Below are 22,623 nucleotides of genomic sequence, written 5' to 3'. Positions count from 1 at the left end.
ATTGATGAAAGCTTTGCGTTTTTTTGAAGATTTACACACAAAAAGGGCCTGCCCTAACTTCTGGAATTTTATGTGAAATATGTTGTACTGCAAGTGCAATGTACTGACTTGATTTTACACGCTTTTTAGTGAGCGTATTCTCATTTTTTAAATGAAAAGCAACAGCAAAACCATTGGTATTACTATAAATATCGCTTTTTGTATCGAAGGCTGAAATACTTACAGCATTAAAATCCCAACCTGAATGATTTGATTTTTGAATTTCGTAAACATCAAAATTATATGCTAAATCATCAGTATTTGAAGGATTATTGGTTGAATTAGATTTTGATGTATTATTAAAATCAATTTTTAATTCACCTTCGGCAACTAAACTGGCTTTAATTTGAGACACTGCTGTATCGCTAAAATAAGAAATACGTAAAGCACCTGAAGCTTCCTTTTTTACTTCAACTTGCTGAATACCTAAGTCTTGAAGCTTTTCTTTTATTTCAGAAACCACATAATCTACCGCTCCACTTTCTAAAGTATTGCCAGTAAATTGCACCAATATTTCTTGGTTGGGTTGTTGGTTTTGCTTTTGCGAAACCATCCCAAAAAAAGAAAGTGCAACTATTAAAAAAGTTATGTAGTGTTTTTTGAACATCGGGCAAATATAAAAAAATAAAGACTGTATTTCTACAGTCTTTATTTAAATATCTAAAAATGTGTTAAACTCGTGGTTACACATCTAATAAACCATTCGTTTTTCTAACACCTTCGGCACTTGCTTGCATGTGCGATTTTTCGGCATCACTTAATGGAATATCAACTATTTTCTCAATACCATTTTTACCTAAAATTACTGGCACACCAATACAAATATCGCTTAAACCATATTCACCTTCTAAATACGTTGAACAAGGGAACATTTTCTTTTGGTCGCAAGCAATTGCTTGAACTAAACCACTTACCGCAGCACCTGGCGCATACCAAGCCGAAGTACCTAATAACTTAGTTAATGTAGCACCACCTACTTTAGTATCGGCAGCGACTTGCTCTAAGCGCTCTTCGCTTAAAAACTCGGTTACTTTAATACTATTTCTTGTCGCGTGGCTTGTTAATGGCACCATACCTGTATCGCTATGTCCACCAATTACCATACCATCAATATCACTAATAGGTGCTTCTAAAGCTTCAGCTAAACGATATTTAAAACGTGCAGAATCTAATGCGCCACCCATACCAATAATTTTATTTTTAGGTAAGCCTAAAGATTTATGAGCTAAATAAGTCATGGTATCCATTGGGTTACTTACCACAATAAGGATCATGTTTGGAGAATGCTCTAACAAACTAGTAGAAACAGCTTTTACAATACCAGCGTTAATACCAATTAATTCTTCACGTGTCATTCCTGGTTTACGAGGAATACCAGAAGTAATCACACAAATATCACTATTTGCGGTTTTAGAATAATCGTTAGTTACACCTGTAATTTTGGTATCGAAACCGTTTAATGAAGCTGTTTGCATTAAATCCATCGCTTTACCTTCAGCGAAACCTTCTTTAATGTCTAACAATACAACTTCTGAAGCAAAATCTTTAATGGCAATGTACTCTGCACAACTTGCACCAACTGCACCAGCACCTACTACTGTTACTTTCATTTTTTTAGTATGTTTAAATTTATTATTACTTAGTTTATTTACTTAAAATCAAGTTTGGCGAATTTACGAATTAAAACCCTGTTAATAAAAAAAGTGCGAGATAAAATCTCGCACTTCCGGAAAACTAAATAAAACTAACTAAAAATAAATAATCATTTCACAATGAAAAAAACTATATCTTATCTAAAGCCAAAGTTAATACCTAAGGCAAAAGCATTATATTCTGATAGGTGATACTCACCGTTTAATCTAAAAAATCCTAATTTCAACTTGAAACCTAAGGTTCCTCGAACCGCCGCAACATCACTACTTACAGAAAACGGATCGGTTTCGGTTCTTGAAATTAGTGGACCGCTAGTAACTCTATATGTTCCTAAAACATCAGACTGCGACTCTCCTTTTATATAACCTAAACCACCATAAAAATTGATTACAGGTAATTTCGTTGAACCTACAAGCTGAAATAACCATGTATTTGTATTATTTTCAATGCGTTGGTTTTCACCATCAATTCCAGTAGATTCTGTAATATCGTACGATCCATTCATGTGGGTGTAAGCCACCAAACCAGAGATTGATACTGGTAATATTTTATTTCCAGGCAACCATTTGGTAAACTCCATTTGTAAACCAGCTCCATAAAGACTTAATTCAACTTCGTCTGTATTAACTTTTGGTACAAATCTGGCTTTTACCTCTATACCTTTACTTAAACCTAAAGCAGCTTGTAAAAATGCTGTTGGCAACAAGTTTTTGGTAGATTCGCCAATACCAGAAGGTAATGTTATAGTTTCTGGATTAAAATTGGGAAAATCTTTCGATCTTACTATTAATTGCACATCTGGGTCGTTTTCACCTAAAGCTGTGGCTACATATTTACTTACTAAATTTTCATCATCAGCGAAAGCTACTGTAAAATCGTAATCATCACTATTGTAATCGGCTATATTCATTTGAAAAGACTTATGCTCGTCTTGAATTAAAACCGCATTTGTTACAACAGAAATTTCAAATCCTCCTAAAGGTTTAGCCTCTGCCGTATTAAACCAATTGGCATTCATACTATGCATTAAACCATTGGTTCCTGGCATTAAATAATCGTTAGTAAATTGTTCTGCATTTTCTACACCTGCAGCAAATAAAGCATCCACATCTTGGGCTTTCGAAATGCCTGAAATTAAACTAACTAAAAATAATAACCTTAAATTTTTCATTTATAATAGATCTGATAGATTGGTGGTACAAACATAAAGTAAAAAAACTTACGAAACAACATTTTATCGAAAAAAAATGCTTTTAAACGATTTTTAAGCCAAAAACTTGGTATTTAAAAAATAATTCTAAAACTACAATTCGGCGTCAAGCCTAAGGATTGATTATCAACGCGTAAGGCTTCATCAGTGTTTTCAGGATTTAATTCAAAATATCGATTTATAGTATTTTTCCTATTTAAAATATTCAAAACACCAATTCTTAATTGTCCGTTTACTTTATTTGATAATTTAATTTTTGAACTTAATGACGCATCAACACGAATAAAGTCATCTACATTTTCTTGATTGGGCGTATCGTAATTTACAACCGTATCGTTACCACTTTTAATTGTTTCGTTACCTTCAACTGGCTTCGTGTAGGGTTGTCCCGAACGCCAAATACCTCCAATCGATGCTTCTAAGTTTTTTAAAATTTGATAGCTAGCAGCTATAGATGTAGAGTGTCGTACATCAACATTATTAGGAAATACCGATGGCGTTATACTATTAAACTCGTAATTATTTACACTATAAGTATAACTTGCCCAAACACTATATTTCGCAGCTGTTTTATTAATTAAGAGCTCAACACCCTGAGCTTGATAGTTCCCATTAGCATTCACATACTGGAAATTATTGTAAAACCCTTGATTGGATGCTGTAATGCCATCAACTATTTTGTAAAATCCTTCAACATCGAAAAGCCAATTGTTTTGATTATACTCAAAACCCAAAGAGGCTTGTTTACTTTTTGATATTTTTATGAGTTGCTCGTTGGCCAACGTCCATCGGCGGTTTTCAACACCTAAAAAATCATCTTGAAAATCTATGCGCTGTTTTGCGGTCTGGTTTTTAAATTCACCTTGCAATTTTAAAGCAAAATGATTCGACAGTTTCTGTCTCAGATTAATTCGAGGTTCTACCAAAAAGCTATTAAACTTTTGAAAATAGTTTCCGCGCACCCCTAATCGTAAATAAGTATTATGCTTATTGTACTCTACTTCCGCGAAAGCGGCATGATTTAAAAGCACATCTTTTTTGGTTCTATCGTACGATGGTGCGCTTACTGTAGTTTGATACAATACACCAATCTCATTAAACGCATAACCAGCCAAAAAACTTAAATTAGAATTTATGGCTAACTGACCTTTTAATTTCACACCTGTTTCTAAAACCTCATTAGCTTGGGTTAAACTTTGATCGGTTTCAGCACGATTATTTAAAGCATCAACATTGTATTGTGAGTAAAACCCCGACAATTCGGTTGTAAACTTATCGCTCCATGTCGCATTCCAATTTGCACCAAAACCTAAATTCTCTTGTTTTAAATTACTGGTTTTCGATTCGGTTTCGCCTTCGGAATTTTCGAAACTCTCAGTATAATCTAAGTTATTATTGATGCCTATAACATTTGCTCTAAACTTTTGATTATCGTTGGTATTAAACAACAATTTAGCGCTATAATCGTAAAATGAAAAATCTGATGATTGTTGCGCTGCACTGATATTTTCGCTGTTGGTAGTTAGCTCACTATCTTGAAAACTCTTTTCGAAATACTTGTTATACGTTGGCGAACTAAACACATCAGTAGTAGAGCGACGCCCTGAAACATGAACCGCCAGTTTTTTACTTAACGGTATTTGCAAAAACGCATCGGCGTGTAATAGGTTTGCTCCAAATCCGCCAGAAACCGACTCGTCTATATTATTTTTTGTAAACATATTAATGGTACTTGATACACCATCGCTAAACTCACTGGATGTTCCGTTTTTTGTGACTTCAACTTTTTCGGTTAAATACGGATTGTATGCTGATATTAACCCAAAAAAATGTCCTGAATGATACATTTTTATACCATCCCAAATCATTAAATTTTGATCGTTGGTTCCACCGCGCACATTTATATTAGCAATGCTTTCATTAATACTTTCTACTCCTGGCAAAGCTTGAATGGATTGCAAGACATCGGGTTCTGTTAACCCTGGAAGCGTACCAAACTTTTCGGTATTTAGCACCGTGCTTCCATCAATGCGTTTTTGTAAGCCTGTGGTTAAATATTTTGATATGAGAATGCTGTTTAGCGCTTCTACTCTTTCAGTTAGCAAGATAGTTTCACAACTATTATTAAGCTGCTTTCGCAATTGTATCGCTTTTAGTTGTAAGGTTTCATACCCTAAATATGAAATAGTAATTGCGGCATTTACGGGAATAGCTTGCAATTCAAATTCACCATCCGCATTTGTAATGATGCCTTTTTGAGTATTTTCAACAACAATTGATGCGCCCATTAACGGTAATCCATCAGCTTCAGAAATTAATACTCCACAAATTGAAATCGTTTTATCAATAACCGAAATCGTAATATAACGATCATTTAAAAACTTAAAATTTAGTAGTGTTGTTTCATTAAGGTTAGTTATTATAGTTTTCAGGCTTGCATCTGCCTTGGGATTTTCAACTAAAACAGCTTCAACATCACTTTCGGAATATGAAAATTTCACATCATACCTAACTTCTAAATCCTTTATCAATTGCAATAAAGGTAATTGCTCTTGCGCATACATTTCAAATGCAAAAACACTTATAAAACATAAAAAAGTAAAAAACGGTTTAATTAGCTTCATAGTAGTAAAACTCTACGTTGTTACCATTTATTTTGTAGCTAAGTTTTAAAGGTATGGTTACCGCTTGCAACGCAATGTTTAAATCGTTATGCGTAAAACTTCCTGAAAACAGCACATCTTTATCAATATTTTGAGCAGTAATTTTTAAGTTATATTGATTTTGAAGCTCGTTAATAACTTGCCACAACGGTACATTATTAAAACTAGATTCGTTTTGTAACCACGACGGGTTTTCAGCATTAAAATCGGCTACCTCAACAAGTTTTTCATTTACCATTCTGAAGGTTTTACCGGGTTTTAAAATAACATGTTCGTTGGCACTTCTTACGCTTACGGAACCTTCGTAACATTGTACCTCGAAATAATTATCGCGCTGTTTTACGTTAAATTGCGTTCCTAAAACCTGTATAGATCCAGCACTGGTATTTACAGTAAACTTTTCGCCTTTGGTAACTTTAAAAAACGCTTCGCCTTTCAGATTAAGGTTTCGGTTTTCTTTCCAAGCTTTTTCGTTATAATCGAGTGTAGAGTTCGCATTTAAAATGACTTCAGAATCATCTGGCAATGTAAAGGTTTCGGTTTGAGCAACACCAGTATTATAAGCTTTTTCATTATTAAAAAACAAAAAGTACGACGAAGTTAACAGCACAACCAACACCGCAGCTACTTTTAAAAACTGCTTAAACTGTAAGGGTATAACTTTTGGCTCTGGTTTATTAAAGGTTCTTGTTTTAAAATCAGTCAAGGCCGCTTCGGCATCAACTTTTGGAACGCTAAATTGCTTTGCGTAAAACGCCGATTTTTCTAAAACCGAAAAGTCTTCCTCCGGATATTTACTTTTGATATCCGCGGTAGACAATTCGCCATCAAACCATTTTAATATATCTTGTTCTTTACTCATGTTTTCTGTGCTTACATCTTTTAGACACCTAAATATTGTTTTACCCTACGATGTGATCAATATTTTTTAAATTGAAACACCATCAATGTTTTCTCGTAAAACTTTTAAGGCTGCAGACATTCGTTTTTCAACCGTTTTTTGCGAGATATTTAAAAGTTCTGCTATTTCACGGTATTTCTTCTCCTCGATTCTATTTAATAAAAATACTTCGCGCTGTTCTTCGGTTAAATTCGAAATAACGCGTTCTAATTTAGCCTTAAACTCTTCTTCTTCTAATAAATATTCCGGACTTTGATTGGTGACATCTTGATATGGCGCCGCTTTCGCATAACTTAAAACCACTTTTTCATGACGCACCTTGTTTAAAAACAAATTATTAACCGTGGTAAATAAGTAGGTTTTAGCTTTTGTAAAATCGACTTTCGAGCAGTTTTCCCATATTTTTGCAAATGCTTCTTGAACAAAATCTAACGATGCGGCTTGGTCACCACATTTATAAAACGCAAAATTATTTGCGGCTTGAATGTGCTTTAAATAAAAAGAATTAAAATGCGTTTCTTCGCATAAACTAGGCTTAGGGCTGCTCATAAATTTTTAATAAATTAATTGCGAGACAAAAATAAAACAAAAAAACAACTTAATTAAATTACTGAAAATCAATTACATATAAGTTATTTCAGAAAAAAATCAAAAAATCTGTAGGGAAAACTTAAATCTAATTGTCTTAAATACAGAAACAGCAAAAATTGCTATGAAAAAGATACATTTAAAAACCCAAAAAAATTCAATCATGAAAAATTTAAAATTTTTAACCTTACTATTTTTAGTTTCAGTATTTACACTTACATCTTGTCAAGATGAAATTGATTCTGAAAACGGCAACAACCCAAATACCAATTCATCTACATCACCTACAGCGAGCAATCTAGAACGTTCTTCTATGCACGATGGTAGTTTTGACGATTTTTTAGACGGCACTTCATGTTCCTCTATTTTATTTCCTTTTACTGCAACAATTAACGATACCCAAGTTACACTTATTAGCGAATCGGATTACAGTTTAGTTTTAGACATTTTAGGCGAATTTATTGCCGATGACGATAGCATTGAATTCCAATTCCCTATCACGGTTAAAACAAGTAACTACACCGAAGTTGTTGTTACAAACCAAGCCGAGTTCGATGCTATTGTAGATGCCTGCGAAACCGCAGAAGAAAATGCTAAGGATGCTATTTCGTGTTTAGATATCGATTTTCCAATCACTATTTTAACCTACAACTTAAACGTTGAACAAACAGGTAGTGTAGTATTTGAATCAGAGCAAGCGCTTTACTCTTATATGAGCAACTTAGAAGACGACCAGTTATTTGCTATAAACTACCCAATTACTGCAACATTAAAAGGTGACAGCAATACAGTTATTGAAATTTCTAGCGACTTAGATTTACAATCTCAAATTTCAGATTGTTTAGATTACGAGGCTATGGAAGATGAAGCTGAAGATAATGCTGAAGCTTTAGAAAACATTTTAGTTGATACTACATTTAAAGTAGAATCTTTTATTAGCTCTGGTGTAGAACTTGCAAACGATTATGTAGAATACACCATAGATTTTGGTAACGATTTAGCTTGCACCGCAGAAAACATAGTAAACTCAACTATAGCCGATATTGAAGGCACTTACGAAGTAACCTCACAAACCGAAGTATATTTAACCTTAAGTTTTTCTAGCTATGCCAACTTCCAATTATTTAACAATAGCTGGGAAGTAACAAGCTACAGCGAAAACTCTATAAGCTTAAAAAGTACAACAAATGCAGCTGTAACTTTAGTTTTAACCCAAATTTAAAACTAAATTAGCATTTGGTACGTATGTTATGGTAAAACAGCTACTCTATATCAAGGTAGCTGTTTTTTAACCTTAAACCTAAATCACAATGAAAAACAAACTATTAACCGCCCTATTTTTAGCACTTATTTTTAGTAGCTGTTCTAACGAAAACACAAGTAGCAGTGAAAACAATACCATTAATAAAGCTGCAAACCGACAAGCCACGGGTAGTTCGGCAAACGATTTGTTATCCGACAATGTTTTTAAAAGCATAACCATTGAAATTGTTTACGTTGAAGGCTTTGAACCCACACAAACAGCGGTTGATAATTTTATTTCATTTTTAACAGACAGAACCAACAAACCTAATGGCATTGTTACTGAAAAACGCGCCATAGCTTCACCAGGCAAAGACGTTTACACAATTAACGATATTGCCGATATTGAAAGAGAACATCGAAAATATTATAACACCGAAGATGATATTGCTGTTTGGGCATATTTTTCTGATGGTAAATCGGATAGTGATTCTGAAGAAAACAACACCGTAGTTCTCGGTTCGGCTTATTGGAATACTTCATTTGTAATTTACGAAGAAACGCTTCAAGGCTTTAGCAATCAACCTTTAGAACCCAAACGATGGTTATTAGAATCTACCGTAATAAACCATGAATTTGGCCATATTTTCGGCCTAACAAATTTAGGATCTGCAATGCAAAGCGATCATGAAGATACCGAACACCCTAAACATTGTAATGATGAAGATTGTTTAATGTATTGGGCTACAGAATCATCGGTAGGCATAGGCAACATGGCCAACAGAAATAATGTACCGCAACTCGACGCGCAGTGTATTGCCGATTTACAAGCAAACGGCGGTAAATAATTTTAAAATCACCCTAAACTCTAATATAATATGAAAACGACTTTATTTACATTTTTAATGGCATTCGCTTTATTTTTTCAAACTGAAGCACAAAACGACAATTTAAAAAGCGGCATTGGTATAAAAGGAGGCTACAATTTAGCAGCCGTAAGTTTTGATGGCGATTCCGAAACAGGGCAACGCCATGGCTTTCATGCTGGTATTTATGCCGAATCGTATATTGCAGAAGTAGCATCCGTACAAATTGAAGCACTTTACTCGCAACAAGGTTTTGAAATTAAAGATGACAGCGGAACCTTTACCCAAAAACTAGATTACATAAACCTTCCTATTTCTCTTAAAATATACCCAGTACAACATTTTTTTGTTGAAGCAGGACCACAAATAGGTATCGCTGTTTCTCATAAAGAAGAATTTGACGGTAACGGATTTTTTAATATTACGTCGGAAGAAGAACCAGAAAATTTCGACTGGGGCTTTAACTTTGGCGGTGGTTTTAAAACCGATTCTGGAGTTACTTTAGGCGCGCGCTACCACTTAGGTATGGGAAGCGTTTACGAAGAAAGTAACCCAAAAAATAGAGTATGGCAATTTTATATTGGCTTTGGATTTTAAAAACGAATGAGTTATGCTATAACTTAATGTTTATTTTATTGTTCTGCTGAACTTGTTTCAGTATTTCAAAACAATCATAAATATTACTAAAATAAATCGGTAGTATTAAATAAAAAATAATAATTCTAGGCTTTTGCCATAAATTCTCGAAAGTGTTTTAACACATAAGCGCATCTGAGAATTTGTGGCATTTTTTATTACCAAACAAATAAGATAGAATAAAAAAAATCATAGGGTAAAATCTTTTTAAAGTGTCTTATAAATGAAAGCCCGTAAAACTGGCACATTATAAACTTTAAAAATTACGTTATGAAAGTTATAAAATCCTTAGTAATTGTTTTTAGCGTTACTGCTTCAACATTATCAACTGCACAAAACACAACAAAGAACACTCCAGAAAGTAAACAATCGTATTACAGTAATCGCGCTACCCAAGACGCTAAATACGAACAAGAATTTACAGCAAAAACAGAAGCTGAAGAAGAAACTTTTTGGGAAGAACAAAAAGCCTACGAAAGAGATTTAAAAAAACGCGATAAAAAAGCATATCGTGCTTATATGAAAGGCAAAAAAGACGCCTATGCCGAACATTACGAGCATTGCAATAGCCACTGCCACCATAGCACTCATTATTACCACCATGCATCATTTTATTATTATAGATACGACAACACCTATTACAGCCAACGTAGACGACATACGCTTGGAGTAAACACACGAGTTTCTGCGCCACGAGTAAGCGTTGGTGTTGGTTTATTTTAACATCCTTTTTTTGCCCTAATTTCGAACCTTTAATGGTTAAAACAAAAGAGACTGCCTTAATTTAAGACAGTCTCTTTCTTATTAATAACACTCAAATAAACTTAAAAAAAGTGCTTAATTACGCGTCAATATTTGCGTAAACAGCATTCTTTTCAATAAATTCTCTACGAGGTGGAACCTCGTCGCCCATAAGCATAGAGAATATTCTGTCGGCTTCAGTACCGTTATCTATATTTACTTGACGAAGCGTTCTAAACTCAGGATCCATAGTGGTATCCCATAATTGTTCAGCATTCATTTCACCAAGACCTTTGTATCGTTGTACGTTTACGCTACCTCCAAACTCTTCAGAAATAGTATCGCGTTCAGCGTCATTCCAAGCATAACGTTTTTTAGCACCTTTTTTAACTAAGTAAAGCGGTGGCGTTGCAATATAAACGTGACCTGCCTCAATTAATTCTTTCATGTAACGGAAGAAGAACGTTAATATTAAGGTTGCAATATGACTACCATCAATATCCGCATCACACATAATTACAATTTTGTGATAACGTAATTTCGATAAGTTAAGCGCTTTACTATCCTCTTCGGTTCCTATGGTAACACCAAGTGCTGTAAAAATGTTTTTAATTTCTTCATTTTCAAACACTTTATGTTGCATCGCTTTTTCAACGTTTAAAATCTTACCACGTAATGGTAAAATGGCTTGAAAATTACGATCGCGACCTTGTTTTGCAGTTCCACCTGCCGAATCACCCTCAACTAAAAACACTTCACATTTTGCAGGATCTTGCTCCGAGCAATCACTTAATTTACCAGGTAAACCACCAATACTCATTACCGTTTTACGCTGTACCATTTCGCGAGCTTTTTGCGCTGCATGACGCGCTTGTGCTGCAAGAATTACTTTTTGTACAATGGTTTTAGCATCGTCTGGATGTTCCTCTAAATAATCGGTAAGCATTTCGGATACGGCCTGACTTACAGATGCAGACACCTCACGGTTTCCTAATTTAGTTTTGGTTTGCCCTTCAAATTGTGGCTCAGCAACTTTTACCGATACAATTGCGGTTAAACCTTCACGGAAATCGTCTCCAGAAATTTCAAACTTTAATTTATCTAACAATCCAGAAGCATCGGCGTACTTTTTTAAAGTATGGGTTAAACCACGACGGAATCCTGAAAGGTGTGTACCACCTTCATGCGTATTAATATTGTTTACATACGAATGTAAATTTTCAGCATAACTGGTGTTGTAAACCATAGCTACTTCAACTGGAACACCATTTTTCTCTCCTTCAAAAGCAATAACATCTTTCATTAAAGGCTCACGGTTACCATCTAAGTATTTTACAAATTCGGTTAAGCCTTCCTCAGAATGAAACGTTTCGGTTAGCACATTACCTTCTTCATCTTTCTCACGCATATCGGTCATTACAATTGTAATACCTTTATTAAGATAGGCTAACTCACGCATTCTACTAGAAAGCGTTTCGTAATTATAAACTAAAGTTTGCTGAAATATTTGCGGATCTGGTTTAAAAGTAACTGTTGTTCCTGTTTTATCAGACTCACCAATGGTTTTAACAGGATAAAGCGTTTTACCACGCTCGTACTCTTGTTCCCAAATTTTACCTTCTCGATGTACGGTTGCTTTTAAACTTACAGATAAAGCGTTAACACAACTTACACCAACACCGTGTAAACCACCAGAAACTTTATAGGAATCTTTATCGAATTTACCACCAGCACCAATTTTGGTCATTACAACCTCAAGTGCAGATACGCCTTCTTTTTTATGTAAACCAACAGGAATACCACGACCATTATCTTCGGTAGTTATCGAGTTATCTTCATTAATAGTAACTGTTATAGTATCACAATGTCCTGCTAAAGCTTCATCAATAGAGTTATCTACAACCTCGTAAACTAAATGATGTAAACCGCGTACACCTACATCTCCAATGTACATCGACGGACGCATGCGTACATGCTCCATACCTTCTAACGCCTGAATACTATCGGCAGAATATTGTCCTTTCTTCTGCTCGTCTTTTGCTTCTTCGCTCATTATAATTTTATTTTCTTATTTATTTGGGTAAATCTCACATAAAAAAAGATGCTTTTGTGAGCATCTTTGTAAGACAAACAAATATACAAAATAAAAGCCCTTTTAAAAAGCTTTTTATCGACTCAAGCATAAAATTATCAACAATTGTTAATTAAAACAAAAGTGTCTTAAATCGCTTAAAAATGACTTTAAATAAAGCATTACCTATTTCAGCCTTAATCTTCAAAATATAAAACTGACAAAAATTAGCTTAAATCGACTATTTACAAATTGCTGTTTATACATAATTCTTACAGCTTTATTCAAGTTTCAAATTTTCACATAAAATTAAATACATATTTACTAAAACGCTAAATCAATAAAAAAAACAAAAAGAATAAAACCATTTTTTAACAAAACAGAAATATCTGTTAGTATATACATAAAAATTGTGCCTAATCCTTTATTTCTACATATCTTTGGGGCAAGTAAAATATAATGAAAAACAATAACAACAATAATAATTTCAATAATCCTAATTTTTAGGGTTCGGAAGGTTATTGTTTAAAAAGAATATAAAAAGCCTTCCAAATATGGAAGGCTTTTTTAATGCAAAACAAGTTACCATGAGTAAGTTAATGACGGTCGATATTCTGTCGAGTATTAAGGGCGCACAACCAAGCGAAGCTGTAAACAAGTTGTTTGAAACGATTAAAAATGCTGAAATTAACAGCGATAACTCAAATAATTTAGAGAAAAACAGTGTATCGATTAACGATTTACGCGATGATGTTGTTATAGAAAGCTCTATTGAGGAGAAACAAATCATCATCGAAAATTTCCCAAAAGAGAAAAACGGCTATTTAGTGGTTTCTAAAGTAATTGAAGAATAATATGAGTTCACAAATACTAAAAATACATCAACAACTCGTTAATAAAACCATTAGTTGTACGGCTTTGGTTAAAGAAAAGCTAGCACTTTTAAGCCAAAATACTAACAACACCGTAAACAGTTTACTAAGCGACAAAGCTTTAAAATTGGCTGCAAAAGTAGACGAAAAAATTGTTAACGGTGAAACCATCGGGCTTTTAGAAGGCATCCCATTTGGCATTAAAGATGTTTACATGGTGCAAGGCACAACTACAACAGCCAGTTCTAATTTGCTTAAAAACTATAAATCGGCTTATACAGCAACGGCAATTCAAAAATTATTAGATGCTGGTGCTATTCCTTTAGTTAAAGAAAATTGCGATAGTTTTGGTCATGGATCATCGAGCGAGAACACCATTTTTGGCGCTGTAAAAAATGCCATAAACCCAGAACTTGTTGGTGGTGGTTCTAGTGGTGGTTCGGCAGTAAACGTCGCTAAAGATTATACGGTATTTTCTATTGGTGGCGATACAGGTGGTTCTATCCGACAACCCGCTGGCTACAACAATATTTACGGTTTAAAACCTACTTACGGTCGCATTTCGCGCTACGGCATTATGGCTTACGCCTCGTCTACAGATTGTGTTGGACCAATCGCCAAATCGGTTGAAGATATTCGCATTGTACTAAACGCCATGAGTGGTAAAGATGTTAAAGATCAAACCACTTACGCTTCCGCGGAAATTGATGCCGATGCTATTAAAACTTCCGAAGGCATAAAAACCGTTGGATATTTTAAAAATTTTATTGAGAGCGATGCGATTTCACCTGAAATTAAAGCCGATTTTCTTTCAGCAATAGAAAAAATAAAAGCCAAAGGCATTGAGGTAAAAACTTTAGATTTCTTTGAATCGAACACCTTAGTTTCTACCTATTATACTTTGGCAATGGCCGAAACCGCCTCTAACCTATCGCGTTTAGATGGCACCAACTACGGCAACCGTATTGAAGCCGAAAATTTAAAAGAAACCTATGCCGTAACACGATCGGAAAACTTCTCTGAAGAAACCAAACGCCGCATTGTTGGTGGTAACCAAGTGCTTTCTCAAGGATTTTCGGATGCTATTTATTTAAAAGGTTTGGCGCTTCGCGATGCTATTGCCAACAATTTTGAAGACGACTTTAAAAAGGTAGACATCATACTTTCGCCTGTTACACCAAACAGGCCACCAAAAATTGGCGATAGTTTAAAAGATCCGCACGCCATGTATTTAAGCGATGCTTACACCGTTGGTTTTAGCCTTGGCCAATTACCAACCTTAACCGTGCCACAAGGCACCGAAACTGGCTTACAAATTACAGCCGCTAAACAAAACGACGAACTTGTTTTGAAGTTTGCTAACTTCTTAAAAGACACGATATAATGGAGCTAGAACAATTAAACCAACTGTTAGACAAACACGATTTAGAACTCGTTATAGGGCTAGAAACCCACGTACGCTTAAACACAAAAACAAAGTTATTTTGTTCTTGTCCTAACCAAGAAATTGAAACCCCAAACCAAAATATTTGTTCGGTTTGTACAGGACAAATGGGTGTTTTACCCGCTGTAAATAAAGATGCTGTTACCAAGGCTATTTATTTTGGCAAAGCGGTAGAATCATCGTTTAAAAATGAGGTGATTTCCTGGGACAGAAAACATTACGAATACCCAGACAACCCAAAAAACATACAAATTACGCAGTTTCATAACCCTGTAATTCCAGATGGTAAAGTATCGTGTTTTCGTAACGATGGCAGCCAGTTTACCGTAAGTTTAACGCAGGTGCATATTGAGGAAGATGCTGCTAAATTAATGCATGAAAAAAAGGTATCGTTAGTCGATTTTAACAAAGCTGGCGTACCGCTAATTGAAATTGTTACCGATCCATGTATTCGCCATATCGAAGATGCTTCAACCTATGCGCAGTACATACAACGCATCGTTCAAAATTTAAAAATTTCTGAAGCGAACTTAGAGAAAGGTGAATTTAAATCGGATGTTTCGGTATCATTACGTAAAAAAAACAGCAACGATTTAAACCCAAGAACCGAAATAAAAAACTTAAACTCGTTTAAGTTTATGGTTGACGCTTTAAAGGAAGAAGTTGAAAAACAGCTTAACTATTACATCGAAAACAATGCGTTTAGGCCAGACCAAACCACCGTACTTTTTGATGCCGATTTAAAGCAAACCAAAACCATGCGTAAAAAGGAATATGAGGCCGATTACCGATTTATTTCGGAGCCCGATTTACCTTTTGTAAATATAAAATCGGTTATCGAGAGTATCGATGTCGATTTAAGCGCTTTACCATTTGCCGTAGAATCTATTTTAATTGGCGGCGGTGTTTTACCACAAGATGCCAAGTTTTTTACAGCTGATAGTTTACGTTCAGAAACCTTTGTTACTATAAACAATGCGCTTCAAGACCCGTCATTTGTTGCCAAAACATTAACTAACAATGTAAAAGCAGAAGATTACAGCAAGATTGAAAACATTCAGGATTTCATTGAAATTTTCAGTCTATTTAAAGCGGAAAAAGTAACGCCAGTTTTAGCTCAAAACGCTATAAAATCGTTGTTAGACGATGCTAAATTCGATTACCAATCTTATTTTGAAGCGAATACCATTTCCGAAGAAAAAATTCAAGACGCCATTGCTAAAGTCATCAGCGAAAACGATGCTATTGCAAGCGATATTACATCTGGAAACCAAGGAAAAGCAGGTATTTTAGTAGGTAAAGTTATTGGTATTATTGGCAAAGGCGCTTCGGGTAAAGTAATTCGTGAGGGTATTTTAAAGCAGTTAGCAGGTAATGCTGACGGAAGCACGAAGACTGAAGACGGAAGCACAAATAGTGTCAAGCTGAGCGCAGTCGAAGCCAATAAAACAAACAAACAACAAGAAGAAATATTACCCGAAATTCCGCTTGTAATAAAAGATGAATACCGTACGCATTTAATCACCGATATTGACAACGAAAGTATAAATACCAAAGTTACGTTTGCAGGTTGGGTATCGAGTGTTCGTGATCATGGTGAATTAATATTTATAGATTTACGCGATTCTAGCACCGAGATTTTCCAAGTGCGTTTAAGTCGCGAATCGTTTGCTAATTTAGACGATTTAGTAAAACTGAAACCAGAATCGGTAATTACAGTTTCGGGTAACATTGTACAGCGTAAAGAAGACGATTACAACCCAAGTTTACGCACAGGTAAAATTGAGTTAGAAGCGAGTGATTTAGATATTTTAAACCTATCTAGAACACTGCCTTTTGAGATAAAACGCGCTACAAAATCGAACGAAAATGTGCGTTTTCAATATAAATTTTTAGATCATAGAAATAACGATGTGCGTCGTACTATTGTTAACCGCCACAAGGTTATAAAACTATTACGCGACATTTTAGACGAGGAAGACTTCCTTGAAATTGAAACACCAATTTTAAGCGCAGGAACCGATGAAGGTGCGCGCGAATTTATTGTACCATCGCGTAAACAAGCCGGAGCATTTTACACCTTACCGCAAGCGCCACAACAATTTAAGCAAATGCTAATGGTGAGTGGTTACGAAAAGTATTTTCAGTTAGCCCGTTGTTTTAGAGACGAAGATTCTCGTGGTGATCGCCAACCAGAATTTACACAGCTCGATATTGAAATGGCTTACGCCAGCATGCAGCAAATTATAGATTTAAACACCAAAATGTTTAACACGATTGTCACCAAAATATATGGCAAAAAATGGATTTTACGTCCGTTTGAAGTGTTAACCTATAAAGAAGCGATGGATTCTTACGGTTGTGACCGTCCAGATTTACGCTTTGGTTTAAAACTTCAAGACATTACCAATATTGTTAAAGACACCACATTCCAAGTATTTAGCAAACCTATTGAAGATGGCGGTATTGTGAAATGCATAAAAGTTTCAGCTGAAGAACAAGGTAAAAAGCGTCTATCAAAAGGACAAATTGAAAAACTAACCACACTTGCCCAACAACATGGTTTGGGTGGTTTAGCCTATATTATTGTAAACGAAAACGACTTACAATCACCAATAATTAAATTTTTAGGTGAACATATTGCCAGCAAAATAATTGAAACTACAATCGCTCAAGTGGGCGATATAGTGTTTTTCTCTGCTGCCGATTACGACACAGCCAATAAAGCCTTGGATGCCGTTCGACAAGAGTTAGGAAAAATGCTAAAATTAATTAATCCAAAGGAATTAAGACCTGCTTGGGTAATTGACTTCCCGATGTTCGAAAAGACCGATGAAGGTCGTTGGACCTTTACCCACAACCCGTTCTCGATGCCAGCCGTTTACGACATAGAAAAACACATGAATGGCAAGGAAGAAGAAATAGGAAGCATCATCGCGCAGCAATACGATTTAATTCTTAACGGTTACGAAATTGGCGGCGGCTCGGTTCGTGCCCACAAACCTGAAATTTTAGAAGCCACTTATAAAAACATGGGCTACAATAAAGAGGAAATGCTTAAAAGCGTTGGCACCATGTACAAAGCCTTCCACTATGGCGCACCACCACACGGCGGTATTGCTTGGGGCGTAGACCGATTGATGATGATTTTAGAAAAGAAAACATCCATTCGTGAGGTTATGGCATTCCCAAAAACAGGTACTAGCGACGATTTACTATTTGGTGCACCATCTCTACTATCCGATAAAAAAGTAGAAGAAATGAATGTGAAGGTGATGCGAAACAAATAAATTGAGAATAATACTTGTTATTTCTAACAAAGTTGAGAAATCTCATTACGCTATGAGATTCCTCATATCGTCGGAATGACAAAAAAATCTCCCTTAAAATCCTGACAGTTTTGTCGGGATTTTTTTATTCTGAAATGGTTATATTTACGAGAGAACTATAACGTAGTTATAATTCTAAAATCAAAATTTCTCACATAACAACATACTTGAAACACATTTAAACTCGGCTATGAAAATCAAATTACTTTTTGCGACTCTGTTCATTTCAACTATTTCATATTCCCAATTTCCTGAAAATTCAGATATATTCTTCGCGAAAGAATTTAGTAAAAATACAGCGCTTTATAAAGCAAAAGAATACGTCATGACCCAAATAATAGGAGTAAAACCAGAACTAACAAAATTTCAAATAGATCCATTAGCGGCTGCTTCATCTGGAGAATTAACTTCATTGGTCTACAATTATGAGAAAAAAAATATAACAGGTCTTGTTCTCGGTTTTTATGGTGATTACTGGAATGACAATGGTGTTGTTTACCAAGCATACGCGTTTAAAAACCTGCCTGAAGAAAATGCCTTAGAAATCCTAAGAAGAATAGATAACTATATTAATAATGAATCTAAATACCTTTCACAAGATTCAGATAACAACAATATGTTTTTTCAATACGATGATATGACTTTTTTAATTTATCAAGATGGAATGGTAAAAATACGTGTCTTTTGGAAAGGCTTTGATTCTGAATGGGAATCGACAGCATTTGGAAGAACAAAAAGAAGATTTGAACGTAAGATTAAAAAAAATTAATAGAACTAGGTTGTCCTACTCCAACTAAACCCACAAGACATGATTATTAAACCACTTCAATATTTATTTACGGCAAGCATATGCTTAAGCAGCTTACTAAGTTTAGCTCAAGGAGAACAAATTCATATTCCAACCTCAAAATCTATAGTTGGAATATGGCAACAGTTTGTAACTGTAAAAAGCGCTAGCGGCGAAGTTAAAGACTATTTTACAGGAAACTATAAAGTTGTAAATCCAGACGGCACTTATTACACGTTCGTAAACTCAATAAAAGGTACTTCAATTGGTCAATATGGCACATACAAAATCACTTCAGACAGCACCTTAACAGAACACATCGCAGAGCTTTACTTAAATCCCTATTACAGTGGTAAAGATTCATTTATTAAATACCACTTACCTAACGCGAACACACTAAACCTTACCTTTAGCTTTGATGGTGAGCAATGGAACCACGAAACATGGAAACGCGTACCGCCTCATAAACCTAAAAATTAAGCAAATTTTTACAAGTGTGCAATTTAAACTTTAACACGCAACCACAACTTTTATAAAAACTTTAAGACTATAAAAACTACCTTTAGCTTTCTATAACAACTTAAAAAATCAAAACTTATGAAAAAATCAGCTGTAATAACCACAATTACATGTGCTTTAGCTTTATTTATGTCACTTAACATGCAAGCACAGAAATTTGCAAAATTAGATGCTAGTCCGTTAGATATTTCATATTTACGTGCAAGTCGCAACGAAACACCAACTGCCAAAGTAATTTACAGTCGTCCGCAATTAAAAGGTCGAAGTTTAGACAAATTAGCTCCTAACGGAAAAGTATGGCGTACAGGCGCTAACGAAGCTGCCGAAATTAAATTTTACAAAGATGTCACCTTTGGAGGTAAAGCCGTAAAAGCAGGAACATATGCGTTATACACCATTCCTGGAGAAAGCGAATGGACTATAATTTTAAGTAACGATACCGATGTTTGGGGCTCATACAATTACAGCGAAAGCAAAGACGTTTTACGCGTAAAAGCACCTGTTACTACTGGCGATGCTGTGGAAGCTTTTTCTATTGCGTTTGATGGTGGCAAGATGTATTTAGCTTGGGATACCACAAGAGTTGCTGTTCCGGTTAAATAAAAACTCAAGAAATTAGGTATTAACCTATTGACAATTTTATTTCACAGACCTGTTAGGTTTTTAAAACCTGACAGGTCTTTATTTTTTTAAGGAATATTTAAATATTTATGTGTTTGCAGCGACACCTTCCATTTTGGGTTTGCCATAACGTAATCTACAATTAACGGCACAACTTTATCGCGCTTGCTCCATTCTGGTTGTAAATACAAAATGCAATCGCTATTTACTTTGGCTGCTTGTTCTTCCGCGAAGCGAAAATCATCTTTATTGTAAACAATGACTTTTAATTCGTTGGCTTTAGCCGAAACTTCTTCGGTTGGTAACTTCATTTTTTTTGGCGATAAACAAATCCAATCCCAAACACCTGTTAATTTATAAGCACCAGAAGTTTCAATGTGTGTTTTTAAACCTTCAGATTTAAGCTGACTCGTTAAAGGTTCCATATCCCACATTAAAGGTTCGCCTCCAGTAATTACAATAGTGTCGCTATATTTTTTTGCGTTTTCAACTATTTTAACAATTTCTGTTGGCGGATGCAAATTGGCATTCCAACTTTCTTTTACATCGCACCAATGACACCCTACATCACATCCACCAATACGAATAAAATAGGCGGCAGTACCTTTGTAAAAACCTTCACCTTGTATGGTGTAAAATTCTTCCATTAAAGGCAACATTTCACCCTTGTTTACCAATTCTTTCACGTCATTTTTCATAGGTTGCAAATATACACATAAGTTTTACGCAAAACTTAAGGTTTTCACATTCAATTTAAAGGCAAATTAAAAACATTAGTTGTTAAAAATTAATAGCGACTTTAACCTATACCATTTTTTTTCTTCTTCTTTTTTCGTGTATTTTTATACAAATTTTAGAAGATGAGCAACAAGGACACTTTTTTTAATTACATCGTAGAAGGCAACACTACAAAAGGTGAGTTTATTCCCGTTGGTTCTGCAATGCTTGATGGCGAAACCATAACCGACGCCCACGTAAAAATTCCGCTAAAAACAATGAATCGTCATGGTTTAATTGCGGGTGCTACTGGTACCGGAAAAACGAAATCGCTTCAAGTATTAGCCGAAAATTTAAGTGATAAAGGCGTTCCTGTTTTACTCATGGATATTAAAGGTGATTTAAGCGGATTAGCACAACCAAGCCCAGGACATGTTAAGATTGATGAGCGCATGGAAAAAATTGGTTTGCCTTTTGAAGCCAAAGCGTTTCCTGTTGAGATTTTAACCTTATCGGAACAAGATGGCGTGCGTTTACGTGCCACCATTAGTGAATTCGGACCTGTATTATTGTCTAGAATTTTAGATTTAACCGAAACACAATCGGGTATTGTATCGGTTATTTTTCAGTATTGCGACGATAACAAATTGCCGCTTTTAGATTTAAAAGATTTTAAAAAGATTCTACAATACGCCACTCAAGAAGGTAAAGCCGAATTTACTGAAGCTTACGGACGCATTTCTACCGCTTCAACGGGTGCTATCCTAAGAAAAATTGTAGAACTCGAACAACAAGGCGCCGATTTATTTTTTGGTGAAACTTCTTTCGATGTTGAAGATTTATTACGTGTAAACGACGAAGGTCGCGGCTACATTAATATTTTAAGATTAACCGATATTCAAGATCGCCCGAAACTATTCTCAACGTTTATGTTGAGTTTATTGGCCGAAATATATTCTACATTCCCAGAACAAGGCGATAGTGGCAGACCAGAATTGGTTTTATTTATTGATGAAGCGCATTTAATTTTTAAAGAAGCTTCAAAAGCCCTATTAAATCAAATTGAAAGTATTGTAAAACTCATTCGTAGTAAAGGCGTTGGTTTATATTTTGTAACGCAAAACCCAACCGATGTTCCCGAAGAAGTTTTAGGGCAATTAGGATTAAAAATTCAGCATGCCTTACGTGCATTTACAGCAAAAGATAGAAAAGCCATCAAACTAACGGCTCAAAACTATCCCGATAGCGATTATTACGATACAGCCGAAGTACTCACTTCGCTTGGAACTGGTGAAGCTCTAGTTTCTGCTTTAGATGAAAAAGGCCGACCAACGCCGCTCGCTGCCACCATGATGCGTGCACCAATGAGTCGCATGGATGTTTTAACCGATAGCGAATTAAATAACCTTTTAGGAGGTTCTAAACTCGTTAAAAAATACAACGAAACGGTAGATCGTGAGAGTGCTTACGAAATGCTAAACAAAAAAATTGAAGCTGCCGAAGCCGAAGAAGCAAAAGAGAAAGCTAAGAAAGAACAAGAAGCCCTAAAAAAAGCTGAAGCTAAAAAGAAAACTACAACAACAAGACGTAGAAGCAGCACCAGAATGAATCCTGTTGTTAAAGTACTTACCAGCGCCACTTTTATACGTAGCGTATTTGGTATTTTAACCAAAGTGATGAAAAAATAAGCCACAAGGCACCAAAACTATAATAATTAACACCCT

19 protein-coding genes are annotated in these 22,623 nt (G+C 35.2%); 11 read left to right on the top strand and 8 right to left on the bottom strand.

What is annotated here, in order from left to right; translation table 11 throughout:
* Positions 1 to 31: 31 nt before the first annotated feature.
* From PK35_RS10315 to PK35_RS10290, 6 genes are all read right to left on the bottom strand, one after another.
* The gene (locus PK35_RS10315) at positions 32 to 646 is read right to left on the bottom strand and encodes a hypothetical protein (RefSeq protein ID WP_044626634.1); all 615 of its coding nucleotides are present in this window, start codon (positions 644 to 646) and stop codon (positions 32 to 34) included.
* A 76-nt stretch (positions 647 to 722) separates the two neighbouring features.
* Positions 723 to 1,649, bottom strand: a complete 927-nt coding sequence (gene mdh, locus PK35_RS10310) for a malate dehydrogenase (RefSeq protein WP_044626633.1) — start codon at positions 1,647 to 1,649, stop codon at positions 723 to 725.
* A 179-nt stretch (positions 1,650 to 1,828) separates the two neighbouring features.
* Positions 1,829 to 2,863, bottom strand: a complete 1,035-nt coding sequence (locus PK35_RS10305; RefSeq protein WP_044626632.1) for a DUF6588 family protein — start codon at positions 2,861 to 2,863, stop codon at positions 1,829 to 1,831.
* 113 nt (positions 2,864 to 2,976) lie between these two features.
* Positions 2,977 to 5,526 (bottom strand): TonB-dependent receptor, encoded by a 2,550-nt coding sequence (locus tag PK35_RS10300; RefSeq protein WP_052825974.1) that lies wholly within the window; start codon positions 5,524 to 5,526, stop codon positions 2,977 to 2,979.
* Complete coding sequence (locus tag PK35_RS10295) at positions 5,513 to 6,427, bottom strand: FecR family protein (RefSeq protein ID WP_044626631.1); 915 nt, start codon at positions 6,425 to 6,427, stop codon at positions 5,513 to 5,515. Before PK35_RS10295 ends, PK35_RS10300 begins: the two co-directional genes overlap by 14 nt.
* A gap of 66 nt (positions 6,428 to 6,493) precedes the next feature.
* The gene (locus tag PK35_RS10290; protein ID WP_044626630.1) at positions 6,494 to 7,015 is read right to left on the bottom strand and encodes an RNA polymerase sigma factor; all 522 of its coding nucleotides are present in this window, start codon (positions 7,013 to 7,015) and stop codon (positions 6,494 to 6,496) included.
* Between the two features lie 202 nt (positions 7,016 to 7,217).
* Here PK35_RS10290 and PK35_RS10285 point away from each other — a divergent pair, with 202 nt between their 5' ends.
* The 4 genes from PK35_RS10285 (at position 7,218) to PK35_RS10270 (ending at position 10,521) form a co-directional block, all read left to right on the top strand.
* Complete coding sequence (locus PK35_RS10285) at positions 7,218 to 8,276, top strand: hypothetical protein (RefSeq protein ID WP_044626629.1); 1,059 nt, start codon at positions 7,218 to 7,220, stop codon at positions 8,274 to 8,276.
* Positions 8,277 to 8,364: 88 nt separating this feature from the next.
* The gene (locus PK35_RS10280; RefSeq protein WP_044626628.1) at positions 8,365 to 9,144 is read left to right on the top strand and encodes a hypothetical protein; all 780 of its coding nucleotides are present in this window, start codon (positions 8,365 to 8,367) and stop codon (positions 9,142 to 9,144) included.
* Between the two features lie 30 nt (positions 9,145 to 9,174).
* Complete coding sequence (locus PK35_RS10275) at positions 9,175 to 9,759, top strand: porin family protein (protein WP_044626627.1); 585 nt, start codon at positions 9,175 to 9,177, stop codon at positions 9,757 to 9,759.
* A 309-nt stretch (positions 9,760 to 10,068) separates the two neighbouring features.
* The gene (locus PK35_RS10270) at positions 10,069 to 10,521 is read left to right on the top strand and encodes a hypothetical protein (RefSeq protein WP_044626626.1); all 453 of its coding nucleotides are present in this window, start codon (positions 10,069 to 10,071) and stop codon (positions 10,519 to 10,521) included.
* Between the two features lie 118 nt (positions 10,522 to 10,639).
* Here PK35_RS10270 and gyrB read toward each other — a convergent pair whose 3' ends face one another.
* Positions 10,640 to 12,592 carry a DNA topoisomerase (ATP-hydrolyzing) subunit B gene (gyrB, locus tag PK35_RS10265; protein WP_044626625.1) on the bottom strand — a complete coding sequence of 651 codons (1,953 nt, stop codon included), beginning with the start codon at positions 12,590 to 12,592 and terminating at the stop codon, positions 10,640 to 10,642.
* 572 nt (positions 12,593 to 13,164) lie between these two features.
* On the opposite strand from gyrB, the gene PK35_RS10260 reads away from it, so the two are divergent.
* The 6 genes from PK35_RS10260 (at position 13,165) to PK35_RS10235 (ending at position 20,164) form a co-directional block, all read left to right on the top strand.
* Positions 13,165 to 13,464 carry a hypothetical protein gene (locus tag PK35_RS10260; protein ID WP_316930177.1) on the top strand — a complete coding sequence of 100 codons (300 nt, stop codon included), beginning with the start codon at positions 13,165 to 13,167 and terminating at the stop codon, positions 13,462 to 13,464.
* Between the two features lies 1 nt (position 13,465).
* A complete protein-coding gene (locus PK35_RS10255) occupies positions 13,466 to 14,866 on the top strand; it encodes an amidase family protein (protein WP_044626624.1) in 1,401 nt (466 codons plus the stop codon).
* Positions 14,866 to 18,216, top strand: a complete 3,351-nt coding sequence (gatB/aspS, locus tag PK35_RS10250; protein WP_044626623.1) for a bifunctional amidotransferase subunit GatB/aspartate--tRNA ligase AspS — start codon at positions 14,866 to 14,868, stop codon at positions 18,214 to 18,216. The genes PK35_RS10255 and gatB/aspS overlap by 1 nt, the downstream gene beginning before the upstream one ends.
* 229 nt (positions 18,217 to 18,445) lie before the next feature.
* Entirely contained in the window at positions 18,446 to 19,024 is a 579-nt protein-coding gene (locus tag PK35_RS10245; protein WP_044626622.1) for a hypothetical protein, read from the top strand.
* Positions 19,025 to 19,063: 39 nt separating this feature from the next.
* Entirely contained in the window at positions 19,064 to 19,522 is a 459-nt protein-coding gene (locus PK35_RS10240; protein WP_044626621.1) for a DUF4488 domain-containing protein, read from the top strand.
* A 117-nt stretch (positions 19,523 to 19,639) separates the two neighbouring features.
* Positions 19,640 to 20,164, top strand: a complete 525-nt coding sequence (locus PK35_RS10235; RefSeq protein WP_044626620.1) for a DUF2911 domain-containing protein — start codon at positions 19,640 to 19,642, stop codon at positions 20,162 to 20,164.
* An 86-nt stretch (positions 20,165 to 20,250) separates the two neighbouring features.
* Here the strand turns inward: PK35_RS10235 and PK35_RS10230 are convergent, their stop codons facing one another.
* Positions 20,251 to 20,880, bottom strand: coding sequence for a 7-carboxy-7-deazaguanine synthase QueE (locus PK35_RS10230; protein ID WP_044626619.1), 630 nt, complete (start codon positions 20,878 to 20,880; stop codon positions 20,251 to 20,253).
* Positions 20,881 to 21,042: 162 nt separating this feature from the next.
* Here PK35_RS10230 and PK35_RS10225 point away from each other — a divergent pair, with 162 nt between their 5' ends.
* Complete coding sequence (locus PK35_RS10225; protein WP_044626618.1) at positions 21,043 to 22,587, top strand: helicase HerA-like domain-containing protein; 1,545 nt, start codon at positions 21,043 to 21,045, stop codon at positions 22,585 to 22,587.
* The last annotated feature ends 36 nt before the right edge of the window (positions 22,588 to 22,623 follow it).

Source organism: Neotamlana nanhaiensis, from assembly GCF_000943555.1.
Lineage (GTDB): Bacteria > Bacteroidota > Bacteroidia > Flavobacteriales > Flavobacteriaceae > Neotamlana > Neotamlana nanhaiensis.
Note: the sequence above shows the minus strand (reverse complement) of the source record. Positions and strands in the feature narration are given on the sequence as shown.

Coding starts and splice junctions, on each gene's coding strand:
- mdh (WP_044626633.1), bottom strand. CDS start 1,649: ATGAAAGTAACAGTAGTAGGTGCTGGTGCAGTTGGTGCAAGTTGTGCA.
- PK35_RS10290 (WP_044626630.1), bottom strand. CDS start 7,015: ATGAGCAGCCCTAAGCCTAGTTTATGCGAAGAAACGCATTTTAATTCT.
- PK35_RS10225 (WP_044626618.1), top strand. CDS start 21,043: ATGAGCAACAAGGACACTTTTTTTAATTACATCGTAGAAGGCAACACT.
- PK35_RS10300 (WP_052825974.1), bottom strand. CDS start 5,526: ATGAAGCTAATTAAACCGTTTTTTACTTTTTTATGTTTTATAAGTGTT.
- PK35_RS10255 (WP_044626624.1), top strand. CDS start 13,466: ATGAGTTCACAAATACTAAAAATACATCAACAACTCGTTAATAAAACC.
- PK35_RS10315 (WP_044626634.1), bottom strand. CDS start 646: ATGTTCAAAAAACACTACATAACTTTTTTAATAGTTGCACTTTCTTTT.
- PK35_RS10295 (WP_044626631.1), bottom strand. CDS start 6,427: ATGAGTAAAGAACAAGATATATTAAAATGGTTTGATGGCGAATTGTCT.
- PK35_RS10305 (WP_044626632.1), bottom strand. CDS start 2,863: ATGAAAAATTTAAGGTTATTATTTTTAGTTAGTTTAATTTCAGGCATT.
- gyrB (WP_044626625.1), bottom strand. CDS start 12,592: ATGAGCGAAGAAGCAAAAGACGAGCAGAAGAAAGGACAATATTCTGCC.
- PK35_RS10285 (WP_044626629.1), top strand. CDS start 7,218: ATGAAAAATTTAAAATTTTTAACCTTACTATTTTTAGTTTCAGTATTT.
- PK35_RS10240 (WP_044626621.1), top strand. CDS start 19,064: ATGATTATTAAACCACTTCAATATTTATTTACGGCAAGCATATGCTTA.
- PK35_RS10260 (WP_316930177.1), top strand. CDS start 13,165: ATGGAAGGCTTTTTTAATGCAAAACAAGTTACCATGAGTAAGTTAATG.
- PK35_RS10245 (WP_044626622.1), top strand. CDS start 18,446: ATGAAAATCAAATTACTTTTTGCGACTCTGTTCATTTCAACTATTTCA.
- PK35_RS10235 (WP_044626620.1), top strand. CDS start 19,640: ATGAAAAAATCAGCTGTAATAACCACAATTACATGTGCTTTAGCTTTA.
- PK35_RS10230 (WP_044626619.1), bottom strand. CDS start 20,880: ATGAAAAATGACGTGAAAGAATTGGTAAACAAGGGTGAAATGTTGCCT.
- PK35_RS10280 (WP_044626628.1), top strand. CDS start 8,365: ATGAAAAACAAACTATTAACCGCCCTATTTTTAGCACTTATTTTTAGT.
- PK35_RS10275 (WP_044626627.1), top strand. CDS start 9,175: ATGAAAACGACTTTATTTACATTTTTAATGGCATTCGCTTTATTTTTT.
- PK35_RS10270 (WP_044626626.1), top strand. CDS start 10,069: ATGAAAGTTATAAAATCCTTAGTAATTGTTTTTAGCGTTACTGCTTCA.
- gatB/aspS (WP_044626623.1), top strand. CDS start 14,866: ATGGAGCTAGAACAATTAAACCAACTGTTAGACAAACACGATTTAGAA.